At 62.9% G+C, this 12,426-nt stretch carries 13 protein-coding genes and 1 tRNA gene; 12 read left to right on the top strand and 2 right to left on the bottom strand.

Going from position 1 to position 12,426, the window contains the following annotated elements; translation table 11 throughout:
• On the bottom strand, positions 1 to 369 hold a 369-nt coding region (locus DBR23_RS21260), incomplete at its 3' end, for a DNA-formamidopyrimidine glycosylase family protein (protein ID WP_304466227.1).
• Between the two features lie 29 nt (positions 370 to 398).
• Between DBR23_RS21260 and DBR23_RS21255 the strand changes: the two genes are divergently transcribed.
• The 7 genes from DBR23_RS21255 (at position 399) to pth (ending at position 6,367) form a co-directional block, all read left to right on the top strand.
• The gene (locus DBR23_RS21255) at positions 399 to 2,177 is read left to right on the top strand and encodes a tetratricopeptide repeat protein (RefSeq protein ID WP_108499519.1); all 1,779 of its coding nucleotides are present in this window, start codon (positions 399 to 401) and stop codon (positions 2,175 to 2,177) included.
• A 110-nt stretch (positions 2,178 to 2,287) separates the two neighbouring features.
• Complete coding sequence (locus DBR23_RS21250) at positions 2,288 to 2,704, top strand: lipoprotein insertase outer membrane protein LolB (protein WP_108499518.1); 417 nt, start codon at positions 2,288 to 2,290, stop codon at positions 2,702 to 2,704.
• Positions 2,705 to 2,774: 70 nt separating this feature from the next.
• A complete protein-coding gene (ispE, locus tag DBR23_RS21245; RefSeq protein ID WP_108499517.1) occupies positions 2,775 to 3,632 on the top strand; it encodes a 4-(cytidine 5'-diphospho)-2-C-methyl-D-erythritol kinase in 858 nt (285 codons plus the stop codon).
• 30 nt (positions 3,633 to 3,662) lie between these two features.
• A tRNA-Gln gene (locus DBR23_RS21240) sits at positions 3,663 to 3,739 on the top strand.
• 46 nt (positions 3,740 to 3,785) lie between these two features.
• On the top strand, positions 3,786 to 4,760 hold the full coding sequence (locus DBR23_RS21235; protein WP_056060480.1) for a ribose-phosphate pyrophosphokinase: 975 nt from the start codon (positions 3,786 to 3,788) through the stop codon (positions 4,758 to 4,760).
• A 160-nt stretch (positions 4,761 to 4,920) separates the two neighbouring features.
• The gene (locus tag DBR23_RS21230; protein WP_056060476.1) at positions 4,921 to 5,556 is read left to right on the top strand and encodes a 50S ribosomal protein L25/general stress protein Ctc; all 636 of its coding nucleotides are present in this window, start codon (positions 4,921 to 4,923) and stop codon (positions 5,554 to 5,556) included.
• Between the two features lie 202 nt (positions 5,557 to 5,758).
• The gene (gene pth / locus DBR23_RS21225; protein WP_108499516.1) at positions 5,759 to 6,367 is read left to right on the top strand and encodes an aminoacyl-tRNA hydrolase; all 609 of its coding nucleotides are present in this window, start codon (positions 5,759 to 5,761) and stop codon (positions 6,365 to 6,367) included.
• A gap of 100 nt (positions 6,368 to 6,467) precedes the next feature.
• On the opposite strand, the gene DBR23_RS21220 is transcribed toward pth, so the two are convergent.
• Positions 6,468 to 6,725 (bottom strand): YfhL family 4Fe-4S dicluster ferredoxin, encoded by a 258-nt coding sequence (locus DBR23_RS21220; RefSeq protein ID WP_056060470.1) that lies wholly within the window; start codon positions 6,723 to 6,725, stop codon positions 6,468 to 6,470.
• A gap of 208 nt (positions 6,726 to 6,933) precedes the next feature.
• Here DBR23_RS21220 and DBR23_RS21215 point away from each other — a divergent pair, with 208 nt between their 5' ends.
• From DBR23_RS21215 to DBR23_RS21195, 5 genes are all read left to right on the top strand, one after another.
• Positions 6,934 to 7,896, top strand: coding sequence for an ABC transporter permease (locus tag DBR23_RS21215; RefSeq protein ID WP_108499515.1), 963 nt, complete (start codon positions 6,934 to 6,936; stop codon positions 7,894 to 7,896).
• A gap of 7 nt (positions 7,897 to 7,903) precedes the next feature.
• Positions 7,904 to 8,776, top strand: a complete 873-nt coding sequence (locus DBR23_RS21210) for an ABC transporter permease (RefSeq protein ID WP_108499514.1) — start codon at positions 7,904 to 7,906, stop codon at positions 8,774 to 8,776.
• Positions 8,777 to 8,809: 33 nt separating this feature from the next.
• On the top strand, positions 8,810 to 9,847 hold the full coding sequence (locus tag DBR23_RS21205) for an ABC transporter ATP-binding protein (protein WP_108499513.1): 1,038 nt from the start codon (positions 8,810 to 8,812) through the stop codon (positions 9,845 to 9,847).
• Positions 9,844 to 10,725 carry an ATP-binding cassette domain-containing protein gene (locus DBR23_RS21200; protein WP_108499512.1) on the top strand — a complete coding sequence of 294 codons (882 nt, stop codon included), beginning with the start codon at positions 9,844 to 9,846 and terminating at the stop codon, positions 10,723 to 10,725. The genes DBR23_RS21205 and DBR23_RS21200 overlap by 4 nt, the downstream gene beginning before the upstream one ends.
• Positions 10,726 to 10,830: 105 nt before the next feature.
• A complete protein-coding gene (locus DBR23_RS21195; protein WP_108499511.1) occupies positions 10,831 to 12,321 on the top strand; it encodes an ABC transporter substrate-binding protein in 1,491 nt (496 codons plus the stop codon).
• Positions 12,322 to 12,426 lie beyond the last annotated feature (105 nt).

Here is a 12,426-nt window from a genome sequence, read left to right as displayed (position 1 = left end):
GGCTACCGGCGAGTTCTCTGATGGCGCATAGACCACCGCGCCAAATCGTCGCGGGTCATGCAGGCGCAGCGTGCCCCGGTCGGTGACCAGGTCAAAGTGGTCATGCCCCCCCGCTTCTGGCATGTCTGAAGCAAAACGCAGGCTACCCGACATCCCCAAATGCAGAAGCAGAACGCCTTGGTTCATATCGAGCAACAGATACTTGCCCCGCCGGCGCAATCCGACCACTTGTTGGCCTCCCAGCAACTGCGGGTCACAACCCAGAGGCCACCGCAGGGGCTTGCCCATCATCACAGCCTCGATCCGGGCTCCAGCGATCGCGGTAGCAAAACTGCGCCGCGTCACTTCCACTTCAGGCAACTCAGGCATACAAACAACCGGGCAACGGCTTAACAGGCATGGATTATTATGGCCCGATGGTGTTATCCCACAGCTTTCGTACCGTCGCCTTGGTCACCGTGATTGCGGCGTCCGCCCACTCAGCTTGGGCCCAAAAGCCCGCCGGTGAAAGCCGCCCCCCGAGCGAGCCCCCACCGGTAGAGTCCAACCCCGCGTTGGACGCAGAGCTGTTCTACGAAATCTTTCTGGGCGAGATCAGTGCACGAACTGGGGACCCAGGTGCAGGCTACGCGTTCATGCTGGAGGCTGCGCGCCGAAGCGCTGACGGGCAGCTCTACCAAAGGGCTGCTGACATTGCCTTGCAATCACGATCAGGCGAATACGCCCTGGCTGCAGCCCGAGCCTGGAAGGAAGCCTTGCCCCAGTCGCGCGAGGCCAATCAGTATGTGCTGCAGATCCTGATCGCATTGAACCGCATCGCAGAAACACCAGAATTGCTGCGCCAGGAACTCGCACAAGCCGCTCCTAGGACCAAGGCGTCAACGCTGGCATCTTTGCCACAACTGTATGGACGCGCGAGTGACAAAGCGCTGGCCGCCAAGGTGGTGGAACAGGCCCTGGTCAATGAACTCACCAACCCTGCCACCGGACCCGAGGCCTGGGTGTCGCTGGGCCGATTGAGGCTTGCAGCGGGCGACAAGGCCGGTGCGCTCGACGCAGCACGTAGGGCACAGGGCCTGGACAATGCCAGCGAAAGCGCGGCCCGGCTGGCGCTGGAGCTGATGGACGAAGGCCTGCTGGACGCAGAGCCCATCGTGACGCAAACGCTGTCCAGACAACCCATCCCGGACCTGCGCATGGCATATGCCAGGGTATTGCTGGGCCTTCAGCGCTACCCGGAGGCCAGTCGCCAGTTGGAGACGGTCACCAAGGAAAAGCCTGACCTGGCAGAGGCGTGGTTGGTGGCCGCCACCTTGCAGTACCAGGACAACCGCCTGCCTGCCGCAGAGGCATCGCTGCAACGGTTCATGGAACTGGCATCTGCATCTGGTGACTCCGACCTGCGGCGAAAGAGCCTCACGCAAGCGTACCTGCTGCACGCGCAGATTGCCGAGAAAAAGAAAGACTTTGCGGGCGCGGAAGCCTGGCTCGCACGGATCGACAACGCAGAGGAAGTCTTTGGTGCGCAGACGCGCCGTGCATCATTGCTGGCACGCCAGGGCAAGCTCACCCAGGCGCGGGCCTTGTTGCGCAACCTGCCAGGCAATTCAGCAGACAGCCAACGCATGAAGCTGATGGCCGAAGTGCAACTGTTACGCGACCAGCGCCTGTACCAGGAAGCCTACAAGGTACAAGTCGAACTGGTGGCACTGGCCCCGGACGACGCCGAGCTGGTCTACGACCAGGCCATGCTGGCAGAAAAGGCGGGCCAGCCGGACACGATGGAGAAGCTGTTGCGTCAGGTGATCGCACGCCAGCCAGAGTACCACCACGCCTACAACGCCCTTGGCTATTCGCTCGCAGACCGCGGAGTGCGGCTGGACGAGGCCAAACAGCTCATCCTGAAGGCATTGGAATTCGCCCCCAACGATCCCTTCATCCTAGACAGCCTTGGCTGGGTGGAGTTTCGCCTGGGCAACAAGGCAGACGCCCGCAAACACCTCGAAGTAGCCTTCAAGGCACGGCCCGATGTGGAGATTGCTGCACATCTGGGCGAGGTGCTCTGGAGCATGGGCGACAGGGACGGTGCAACACGCGTCTGGAAAGAAGGCCAGCGTGCCAGTCCTGATAATGACACCCTCAAAGAGACCCTGAAACGCCTCGGGGCCTCCCTCTGATGCCGGGCCTTCTCAGCGCCACGTCAAAGAGTCGGCTACGGACTCTTCCTCACCGGTGGGCATGGTGGCTGGTGTTGTGGGCGCTGTGGCTTGCAGGTTGCGCGCAGCCAATGGCCACAGCCCCCACGGACGAAGACAGCTGGAGTGGGCGCATTGCCCTGCAAATCGACGGGCAGGCCTCGCAGTCTTTTTCTGCCATGTTCGAGCTGCGCGGCACCGCCCAGGCGGGTGGACTCGTTTTGCTCAGCCCCTTCGGCAATCGCATTGCGCAACTCGACTGGAAAGATGGTCACGCGCAGCTGCTTAGCGGTCAGGACACCCGCACCTCTGATTCCCTGGACACGCTGCTCCAGGACGTGACTGGCACTCGCATTCCCGTGACCGCCTTGTTCAGCTGGCTCAAGGGCACCCAGGCCAGTGCGACGGGGTGGCAAGCAGACCTTACCGGCATTGCAGACGGGCGACTGACTGCACGCCGTAGCGACCCGCAGCCTACCGCCACGCTGCGCATTGCGCTGACTCCCTGAAGGCCTGCAAACTGCTGCGGCCAGCAGAGCCGTTCGCACAGCAAAACCTCGCTCCCCACTATTTCGCCCCATGCAAGCCTTGTATGACGTGCCAGCCCCGGCCAAGCTCAATCTTTTTTTGCACATCACCGGACGGCGTGCTGACGGCTATCACCTGCTGCAGTCCGTGTTCATGCTTGTGGACTGGTGCGACACCCTGCACTTCCAACGCCGCACGGATGGATTGATTTCGAGGGAAGACCTGTCCACAGCACTACCCGAAGTGGACCTCTCGGTCCGCGCTGCACATGCACTGCAGGCTGCAACGAGCTGCAGCGAGGGCGCTCACATTGGCGTTCTGAAACGCGTGCCGGCACAGGCAGGCATGGGAGGCGGCTCTTCAGATGCCGCCACCACGCTGCTGGCATTGAACCGGCTGTGGGGGCTGAACCTGCCAAGACACGCATTGGCAAAGATCGGTTTGCAGTTGGGCGCTGACGTTCCGTTTTTTTTATGCGGCCACAACGCTTGGGTGGAGGGAATTGGTGAGACAATCACGCCGCTTGAGAAAGTGCACCAGCTACCGCAAGCGAGCTTTGTGATCGTGAAGCCCGCAGCAGGTTTGGAGACAAAAGAAATTTTTTCGTCACCAAGTTTGAAACGCGATTCAGATAGTGCTACAATCTTAGGCTTTGCTGCAGCACACTTTGACTTCGGTCGAAACGACTTGCAGCCAGTTGCTCAGGCTCTTTGCCCCGATGTTTTTCAAGCCATTGAATGGCTCAAAGATCGCGGCCTCAAAGGCAGAATGACAGGCTCAGGCAGTGCGGTGTTTGCGCATATGTCACACGCAGTTGACTTGAGCGGAGCCCCCGAGGGCTGGCAAGTGAAGGCATGTGAAAATCTGATGATCCATCCTCTGGCAGGTTGGGCATCAGGAGAAATTTAAGGTTGGTTGCCCTCGGCAATTGACCTGTGTAGGGGAGTCGCCAAGCTGGTTAAGGCACCGGATTTTGATTCCGGCATGCGAAGGTTCGAATCCTTCTTCCCCTGCCAAACGCTTTCCGCGTACGGGCTTTTATTTCAGACTGCTGGGACGCTCATGCAAGCCAACCACCCCGACTTCATGGTTTTCACCGGCAATGCCAATCCTGGCATGGCAGCTGAAATTGCCCAGCACCTCGGCACCACCCTCGGTGCGGCTGACGTGGGTCGATTCTCTGACGGTGAAGTCACCGTCGAAATCAAACAAAACGTGCGCGCACGTGATGTTTTCGTGGTGCAGTCCACCTGCGCACCCACCAACGAAAACCTCATGGAACTGCTGATCATGGTCGATGCGCTCAAGCGCGCGTCGGCTGAGCGGATCAGCGCCGTGATTCCTTATTTCGGTTACGCCCGCCAGGACCGCCGCCCCCGCTCTACCCGTGTGCCCATCACGGCCAAGGTGGTGGCCAACATGCTGCAAGCCGTGGGCGTGGCCCGCGTGCTGACCATGGACCTGCACGCTGACCAGATCCAGGGCTTCTTCGATATTCCCGTAGACAACATCTATGCGTCGCCGGTGCTGCTGGGCGACCTGCGCCAGAAGAACTACGAAGATCTGATCGTCGTCTCCCCCGACGTGGGCGGCGTGGTGCGCGCACGCGCCCTGGCCAAGCAACTGAACTGCGATCTGGCCATCATCGACAAGCGCCGTCCTAAGGCCAACGTGTCGGAAGTGATGCACGTGATCGGCGAGATCGAAGGCCGCAACTGCGTGATCATGGACGACATGATCGACACCGCCGGCACGCTGGTGAAGGCTGCCGAAGTGCTCAAGGAGCGCGGTGCCAAGAAGGTGTACGCCTACTGCACGCACCCCATTTTCTCGGGTCCTGCCATCGAACGCATCGCCAAGGGCACAGCCCTCGATGAAGTCGTGGTGACCAACACCATCCCGCTGAGCGACAACGCCAAGGGATGTTCCAAGATTCGCCAACTCTCCGTGGCCCCGCTGATCGCCGAAACGATCCAGCGCATTGCCAAGGGTGAGTCGGTCATGAGTCTGTTCTCGGACCAGGACAACCTGTTCTGACACGCTCCCCCGGGAGCGTTGCAGTCGGATTGCACGCAGGCCTCCTTCGGGAGGCTTGTCTGTTCGAGAGCAATGCGCAGGCCTGCCGCCATGAAGGCGTCACAGGTCTTTTTTAATCGGGGTACGACTGGTCGCGGTCTACCCTTTTCAGGAGCTAACTATGAACTTCGTCGCTTTTGAGCGCGCCAAGCAGGGTACGGGTGCGAGCCGCCGTCTGCGTAATTCGGGCAAGACGCCTGGCATCGTGTACGGTGGTGCTACCGAGCCACAACTGATCGAGGTGGACCACAACGCACTGTGGCACGCCCTCAAGAAGGAAGCGTTCCACTCCAGCGTGCTGGACATGGAAGTGGCTGGCGCCACGTCCAAGGTTGTGCTGCGTGACGTGCAATACCACCCGTACAAGCAACTGGTGCTGCACATCGACTTCCAGCGCGTGGACGACAAGACCAAGCTGCACCTGAAGGTGCCACTGCACTACAGCGGTGCAGAAGAGTCCAACGCCGTCAAGGTGGACAAGTGCATGGTCAACCCGATCGTGAACGAACTGGACGTGACCTGCATGCCTTCGGACCTGCCCGAATTCATCGCTGTGGACCTGTCCAAGCTGGAAAAGGGTGCTTCCCTGCACCTGAAGGACATCAAGCTGCCCAAGGGCGTGGTGGCCAAGGTCCGTGGTGGCCAGAACAACAACCCCGTGCTGGTGTCCGTGGTGCCTCCAGTCGTGGTCGTCGAGACCCCTGCTGAAGCCGCTCCTGCTGCCGATGCCAAGGGCAAGGGCAAGGGCAAGAAGTAATTCGCCGGTCAACGACCTCGATCACTTCACCCGGTCAACCCGCTTTGCGGTGTTGACCACGAATCGGCCCACCTTGCGTGGGCCGTTTTCATTGGTGTGGCGCACTTTGCACGCCGCACCTCTCTCTCGCCGACTGCATCCTCAGGCAGCGGCAGCAATGCTGACGGCCTTTCTCCACCCCCAGCCACCGATAATCCCGCACATGATCAAGCTGTTTGTAGGCCTGGGAAACCCCGGGCCAGACTACGAGGACACGCGGCACAACGCCGGCTTCTGGTGGATTGATGCCCTGGCGCGCGAACTCAAGACCACGCTGGTGCCCGAGCGCAGTTACCACGGCCTGGTGGCACGCACCACGGTGCACGGCCAGAACGTGTGGCTGCTGGAGCCGCAGACCTTCATGAACCTCTCGGGCAAGTCCGTGGCCTCGCTGGCGCGCTTTTTCAAGATCCTGCCCGAGGAAATCCTGGTGGTGCACGACGAACTGGACATTGCACCGGGCCAGGTCAAGCTCAAGCGCGGCGGCAGCCATGCCGGGCACAACGGCCTGCGCGACATCCACGGACAGCTGGGATCGCCCGACTACTGGCGCCTGCGCATCGGCATCGGCCATCCGGGCGTCAAAAGCGAAGTCGCCAACTGGGTGCTCAAGAAACCGTCACCAGACCAGCGCACGCTGATCGAGGACAGCATCGCCCACTCGCTCAAGGCCTACCCCGCTCTGTTGGCGGGGGACATGGAAAAGGGCACGCTGCTCATCCACACCACCAAACCGCCCCGCCCCAAGCCCCCTCGGCCTGTGGAGGACTGAAGAGCCACCAGTCCGTCCAGCCGTTGCGCACTGATAATGCTATCTATTCAGTAGCACACAAGGCATGAACCACTAGCGCAAGCGGTCGATTTGGCTCAAATTACGTCGGCGTGGACGCCTGCAGCCGCTGGAACTTCTGCCACAGGGTTTCGCGGCTTTCCACGTGCTGCGGGTTCACGGGAATGCAGGCCACAGGGCAGACCTGCACACACTGGGGCTCGTCGAAATGCCCTACACATTCTGTGCACTTGTTCGGGTCGATTTCGTAGATCTCCTGCCCCAGGTAGATCGCCTGGTTGGGGCACTCGGGCTCGCACACATCGCAGTTGATGCACTCGTCCGTGATCATCAGCGCCATACAGCCTCCCAGTGCACGGGGCCAAAAACAGGGGCAACGGAGCGAGCGGCGCAGTTCATGCTCCGTATTATCCCGCGCCGGTGGCATGTGCCTTGCGTGCCACACTGCAACCCACCACCGCTGACGGGGACGTTTTTACCGTTATGCTGTGTATACACATTAATTTTGACGCCCCTGCGTCCGACCTACCTGCCAACGCACCCCACCCATGGGCCTGTTTTTTCTCAAGCGGTTTGTCACCCTCCTGGCCACGTTGATTGGCGCCTCCATCGTCGTGTTCCTGGTGCTGGAAATCCTGCCGGGCAATGCCGCGCAGATTCTGATGGGTCCCGATGCCTCTCCCGATGCGGTGGCGGCTCTGGCCACCAAGCTGGGTCTGGACCAGCCCGCCAGCCTGCGCTACTGGCAATGGGTGAGCGGCCTGGTGGTGGGCAACATGGGCGACAGCTACGCCTACAGCTCGCCCGTACTCGACCTGGTGCTGGAGCGCCTGGCGCTTACCGTGCCGCTGGCCCTGATGGCCATGGTGATCACCACGGTGCTGGCATTGGCCGCCGGTGTGTACGCCGCCGCGCGCCACAACAAGCTGGGTGACGTGGGCGTGATGGGCCTGGCGCAGATCGGCATTGCCATCCCCAACTTCTGGTTCGCCATCCTGCTGATCCTGCTGTTCTCGGTGAAGCTGCAGTGGTTCTCAGCCGGTGGCTTTCCGGGCTGGACGGAAGACGCTGGCGGCAGCCCGCTAGAAGCCCTCAAAGCCCTGCTGCTGCCCGCCACTGCGCTGGCCGTGGTGCAGGCTGCCATCCTCGCGCGCATCACCCGCTCGGCCGTGCTGGAGGTGCTGCGTGAAGACTTTGTACGCACCGCCCGCGCCAAGGGCCTCACGCAGCGCGCTGCGCTGTGGGGCCATGTGCTACGTAACGCGATGGTCCCGGTCGTCACGGTGATGGGACTCCAATTTGCAGAGTTGCTTGCGGGCACCATTGTGGTCGAGAACGTGTTCTATCTGCCCGGCCTCGGGCGCCTGATCTTCCAGTCCATCTCCAACCGCGACCTGATCGTGGTGCGCAATTGCGTGATGCTGCTCGCCGCCATGGTGGTGATCGTGAACTTCGTCGTGGACATCCTCTACGCCGTGATCGACCCCCGCGTGAAGGCCTCCGACATCTGATCCATCCATGAGCGCCTCCGTCTCCCCCTCCTCTTCGTCTTCCGCACCCGGCTGGCTTCACCGCGCGTTGAGTCACCGCAGCTTCGTTATCGGAGCGGTCCTGTCGCTGCTGTTGATCCTGGCCGCGCTGCTATCGTTCGTGTGGACCCCCTGGTCGCCTTACGAGATGGACCTGGCCAATAAGCTGGCCGGCCCCTCTGCAAAGCACTGGCTCGGCACCGATGCTTTTGGCCGTGACGTAGCCTCGCTGCTGCTGGTCGGGGCGCGCAGCTCAATCCTCGTGGGCGTGATCGCAGTCGGCATCGGCCTCACCATCGGTACAGCGCTGGGGCTGCTAGCCGCCGCCAAGCGTGGGTGGGTGGAAGAGCTCATCATGCGACTTTCCGACTTCAGTTTCGCGTTTCCTGCCATTCTCTCTGCCATCATGCTCACGGCAGTGTTTGGCGCGGGTATTGTCAACTCCATCATCGCCATTGGCATCTACAACATCCCAAACTTCGCGCGGCTAACGCGTGCATCGGCAAATGCGATTTGGGGCCGGGAGTTCGTTCTCGCGGCCCGTGCCTGCGGCAAGGGGCCTTGGCGTATCACCATTGAGCATGTGCTGCCCAACATCACATCGGTGCTGATCGTTCAGGTGTCGATCCGATTCGCCATCGCCATCCTGGCCGAGGCCGCCCTGTCGTACCTGGGCCTGGGCACCCAGCCGCCCCAGCCCTCCTGGGGCCGCATGCTCAGCGAGGCACAGACGCTGATGTTCCAGGCCCCGCTGCTGGCGGTGTGGCCCGGCATGGCGATTGCGCTGGCGGTGCTGGGGCTGAATCTGCTGGGCGACGGGCTGCGCGATTTGCTCGACCCCCGCCTCTCCCGCAAACGCTGACAGCTCCGCACCGAAGACCACCTGCATTCCACGATGTCTCTGTTAGAAGTCTCCAACCTCCGCATCCGCCTGCAGACGCACCGGGGCCCCGCCGATGCCGTGCGCGGCGTGAGCTTTTCGCTGGCGCGCGGTGAAACCCTGGGCCTGATCGGTGAGTCCGGCTGCGGCAAGTCCATCACCGCCATGTCGCTCATGGGCCTGCTGCCCGAGAGCGCACAGGTCACCGGCAGCATCCGCTTTGATGGGCAAGAGCTGGTGGGCCGCACCGATGCGCAGATGTGCAAGATGCGCGGCAACCGCATTGGCATGGTGTTCCAGGAGCCCATGACGGCCCTGAACCCCGTGCACACCATTGGCCGCCAGGTGGCGGAGCCGCTGCGCCTGCACCGGGGCATGAATGCAGCAGCCGCACGCACCGAAGCGATTGCCTTGCTGGACCGCGTGGGCATCCCCAACGCCGCACAGCGCTTTGACGCCTACCCGCACCAGTTCTCGGGCGGGCAGCGCCAGCGCATCACCATTGCGATGGCGCTGGCCTGCGGGCCCGACCTGCTGATTGCCGACGAGCCCACCACGGCGCTCGACGTGACCATCCAGCAGCAGATCCTGGACCTCATCAGCGACCTGGTGGCCGAGCGCAACATGGCGCTGATCCTCATCTCGCACGACCTGGGGGTGATCTCGCAGAACGTGGACCGCATGATGGTGATGTACGGCGGCAGCGTGGTCGAAAGCGGCTCCACTGCCTCGGTCTTCTCGGCCATGGCCCACCCTTACACACGCGGTCTGTTCGCCGCCCGGCCCCACCTGGGTGCCGTGCACGCGCCCGGGCAACGCCCTCGTCTGTCCACCATTCCGGGCACGGTGCCCGAGCTGGTGGACCTGCCCGCAGGCTGCCCGTTTGCAGGGCGCTGCAGCTACACGGTGGATGACTGCCACCACAAGCAGCCCGAGGCCACGCTGGTGGCCACCGATGCCGACGGCGACCACCTGGTGCGCTGCCTGCGGCGCGAAGCCATTGCCGAGGCGCAGAGTGCGGACGTGGTCAACATCATCGAGGTGGCTGCATGACCCAGGCACCCCACACCACCGTCGCGCCAGCCACCGCGCCACTGCTCCAGGTGACCGACCTGGTGCGCGAATACACCCTGCCCCGCGAGCACCTGTTCCGTCCCCCGGGCAAGGTGCATGCGCTCAACGGCGTGAACTTCTCGATTGCCTCTGGCCGCAGCCTCGGCATCGTCGGCGAATCGGGCTCGGGCAAGTCCACCCTGGCACGGCTGGTGATGGCGCTGGATGCACCCACCTCCGGCACGGTGGAGCTGCTGGGCCGCAACCTGCACCAGTTGCCCGCCGAGCAGCTGCGCCAGGCGCGCCGCGATTTTCAGATGGTGTTCCAGGACCCGTATGGGTCGCTGGACCCGCGCCAGACCGTGGAGCGCATCGTGACCGAACCACTGCAGGCGCAAGGCCAGACCACGCGCGCCGAGCAGCGCGAGCAGGCCGCCCAGGTGCTGTCGCAAGTGGGCCTGCGCACCAACGACCTGGGCAAGTACCCGCACGAATTCTCTGGCGGCCAGCGACAGCGCATCGCCATTGCACGCGCCCTCATCACCCGGCCGCGCCTCATCGTGGCCGACGAGCCTGTGAGCGCGCTCGACGTGTCGGTACAGGCCCAGGTGCTGAACCTGATGCAGGACCTGCAGCAGCAGTTCGGCATCACCTACATGCTCATCAGCCATGACCTCGCGGTGGTCAACCACCTGTGCGACGAGGTGGTGGTGCTGTACCAGGGGCGCATCGTGGAGCGCGGCTCGCCGGGCGAGCTGTTCCGCAACGCGCAGCACCCGTACACACAGTCGCTGGTGGGCGCCGTGCCGCAGGTGTTGCCCGGCCGCGCGCGGGCGCGCCGTGCGGCAGCCGCTGCGACAACGGCAAAAACCGCATAACCACATGCAGGTGTGATGGTGTAAAAAGCTTCTTTCCTCCCCGGTAACAAATTGCACCGGGGTCTTTATGGTTGTTGTCTGGTTTTTTGTCTGGAGAGTCCGAACATGCTGAACCGCCGTACCGTCCTTGCCACTGGCGCCATCGCCGCTGTGCCCTTGACCACCTCGCTTGGCGCCCTGGCGCAAGGCCGCAAAGATGCGGTGACGCTGGCAATGACGCTGGAGCCCCCAGGCCTGGACCCCACCGCCGGTGCGGCATCTGCCATCGCCGAGATCGTTCAGTACAACATCTTCGAGACGCTCACCAAGATCAACCCCGACGGCAGCGTGTCGCCCCTGCTGGCCGAAAGCTGGGAGGTCTCGCCCGACCTCAAGACCTACACCTTCAAGCTGCGCCGTGGCGTGAAGTTCCAGAACGGCGAGCCCTTCACCGCTGCGGCCGTCAAGTTCTCGTACGACCGGGCAGGCGGCGAGAAGAGCACCAACAAGGACAAGCGCACCTTTGCCGGCATCACCACCCAGGTGGTGGACGACTACACCGTGGTGCTGCTCAACAAGGAGATCGACCCCGACCTGCTGTTCGTGCTGGGCCAGGCCACCTCCATCATCGTGGAGCCCAAGAGCGCCGACACCAACGCCACCAAGCCCGTGGGCACCGGCCCTTACCAGTTGCAGGCGTGGAACAAGGGCTCGTCGGTCGTGCTGACCGCCTGGGCCGACTACCGCGACGCCAAGTCGCTCAAGATCAAGCGCGCCACCTTCCGCTTCATCTCCGACCCAGCCGCCCAGGTCGCCGCCTTGCTGGCCGGTGACGTGGACGCCTTCCCGCGCGTCACACCGCGCAGCGTGGCGCAGTTCAAGGCCAACCCCAAGTTCCAGGTGGTGGTCAGCGGCTCGCGCGCCAAGACCATTCTGGCCATCAATAACGGCAAGAAGCCGCTGGACGACGTGCGCGTGCGCCGCGCCATTGCCGCAGCCATTGACCGCAAGGCCGTGATCGAAGGCGCGGGCGACGGCTACGGCGCACCCATCGGCAGCCACTACGTGCCCGGCGCGTTTGGCTACGTGGACACCACGGGCGTGAACCCCTACGACCCTGAAAAGGCCAAGAAGCTGCTGGCCGAGGCCGGCATCAAGACACCGCTGGAGCTGACCATGACGCTACCCCCCACGCCTTACGCCCGCCAGGGCGGCGAGGTGGTGGCGGCCCAGCTGGCCAAGGTCGGCATCATCGCCAAGATCCAGAACGTGGAATGGGCGCAGTGGCTCAGCGGCACCTACGGCAGCAAGAACTACGACCTGACCATCATCAGCCACGTGGAGCCCTTTGACCTGGGCAACTTTGCCAAGCCCGACTACTACTGGGCCTACAACTCGCCCAAGTTCAACGACCTGTTCACCCAGATCAAGAACGCCGCCCGCCCCGCCGACCGCGCCAAGCTGCTAGGCGATGCGCAGCGCCTGCTGGCCAACGATGCGGTACACGCCTTCCTGTACTCCAACCAGTGGATCACGGTGGCCAACAAGAACCTCAAGGGCCTGTGGAAAGACATGCCCGTGTTCGTGAACGACATCTCCGCGCTGTCCTGGTCCTGACAGCCACGCGCCGCAACGCGGCGCGTGCAGGAGTCAAGACTCCTAAAACAATAGCTGCCAGCGCTTTATCCAGTAGCGCTTGCAGCCTTTTTTATTGATAAACAT

The sequence above is a fragment of the Acidovorax sp. HMWF018 genome (genome assembly GCF_003061035.1).
In the GTDB taxonomy this organism is placed as follows: domain Bacteria; phylum Pseudomonadota; class Gammaproteobacteria; order Burkholderiales; family Burkholderiaceae_C; genus Acidovorax; species Acidovorax delafieldii.
This window is presented reverse-complemented; position numbering and strand designations above follow the sequence as displayed.

Bases quoted from the DNA above. Each gene is read 5' to 3' on its own strand.
- DBR23_RS21200 (WP_108499512.1), top strand. From the start codon at position 9,844: ATGACCCAGGCACCCCACACCACCGTCGCGCCAGCCACCGCGCCACTG.
- pth (WP_108499516.1), top strand. From the start codon at position 5,759: ATGATCAAGCTGTTTGTAGGCCTGGGAAACCCCGGGCCAGACTACGAG.
- DBR23_RS21210 (WP_108499514.1), top strand. From the start codon at position 7,904: ATGAGCGCCTCCGTCTCCCCCTCCTCTTCGTCTTCCGCACCCGGCTGG.
- DBR23_RS21195 (WP_108499511.1), top strand. From the start codon at position 10,831: ATGCTGAACCGCCGTACCGTCCTTGCCACTGGCGCCATCGCCGCTGTG.
- DBR23_RS21215 (WP_108499515.1), top strand. From the start codon at position 6,934: ATGGGCCTGTTTTTTCTCAAGCGGTTTGTCACCCTCCTGGCCACGTTG.
- DBR23_RS21205 (WP_108499513.1), top strand. From the start codon at position 8,810: ATGTCTCTGTTAGAAGTCTCCAACCTCCGCATCCGCCTGCAGACGCAC.
- DBR23_RS21250 (WP_108499518.1), top strand. From the start codon at position 2,288: ATGGCCACAGCCCCCACGGACGAAGACAGCTGGAGTGGGCGCATTGCC.
- DBR23_RS21235 (WP_056060480.1), top strand. From the start codon at position 3,786: ATGCAAGCCAACCACCCCGACTTCATGGTTTTCACCGGCAATGCCAAT.
- DBR23_RS21220 (WP_056060470.1), bottom strand. From the start codon at position 6,725: ATGGCGCTGATGATCACGGACGAGTGCATCAACTGCGATGTGTGCGAG.
- DBR23_RS21230 (WP_056060476.1), top strand. From the start codon at position 4,921: ATGAACTTCGTCGCTTTTGAGCGCGCCAAGCAGGGTACGGGTGCGAGC.
- ispE (WP_108499517.1), top strand. From the start codon at position 2,775: ATGCAAGCCTTGTATGACGTGCCAGCCCCGGCCAAGCTCAATCTTTTT.
- DBR23_RS21255 (WP_108499519.1), top strand. From the start codon at position 399: ATGGATTATTATGGCCCGATGGTGTTATCCCACAGCTTTCGTACCGTC.